Below are 777 nucleotides of genomic sequence, written 5' to 3'. Positions count from 1 at the left end.
GACTCCGTCCGAGTAGCGCGAGCGGGCAGTTGGCGGGAACCGGTCGCGACCAGCAGCTCTTGGGCGCGGGTACCTGCCGGCAACGTGCGGGATGGGCGTAGGGCCACCAGAGCAGAGCCTTGAGCATCCACCTGAAAGTCACCACAGTGGAGGAACTCGCCATTATCCAGCTTGAGCCAGAGGGAGTAGCGCTCCCCCGCCACCGGTTGGGGCAGATCCCGTGCGGCCAAGATAACCTCCTGCCAGTCTCCTGGGCGAAACAGCACATTGGCCGTCCCCACCTCCCCCTGCAAATGCACCAGACGGGATCCCGGCTGTTGCAGGAGATGAGACAATGCTCGCACCGGCTCTAACTGGGCTAGTTGCAGTGCTTGCCGCAGTCGCCAGTTGTCTAAGCTGAGCAGAACCAAAATTGCCGCCACCAAGCCTCCCAGCCAGCGCCACCCAACCCCAAAAGCAGGCAGTGGAGAGTGAAGGGGGACTGCCATCTCCTGCTCGCGCAAGCCCATAGCCCCCACCTCTGCCATCACCTTATCGCGCAAGCTGGCGGGCGGGAGCACTCCTGGCAATCCGTAGGGCAACAACTCCAAGGTTTCTTGCATAGCTTGCAGCTCGGCCACCAGCAGAGGGTCTTGAGTTAGGCGTGCCTCTAGAGCACTCACCTGTTCAGGAGATAAGTCCCCCAGCAGATAGCCGGCCAGTTCTTCCCGTTCCTCTGTTAAAGGGGGCGAGGTGGATAAGGACTCCGTCCCGCCGACGCGAAAGGACTCCGTCCCG

1 protein-coding gene is annotated in these 777 nt (G+C 62.3%); it reads right to left on the bottom strand.

What is annotated here, in order from left to right:
- On the bottom strand, positions 1–777 hold a 777-nt coding region (locus NW819_RS13645), incomplete at both ends, for an anti-sigma factor domain-containing protein (protein WP_414414079.1).

It is taken from the genome of Synechococcus sp. R8-2 (assembly GCF_047461715.1).
In the GTDB taxonomy this organism is placed as follows: Bacteria; Cyanobacteriota; Cyanobacteriia; order Thermostichales; family Thermostichaceae; genus Thermostichus.
The sequence above is the reverse complement of the archived record's forward strand: the minus strand, read 5'-3'. Positions and strand labels throughout refer to the sequence as shown.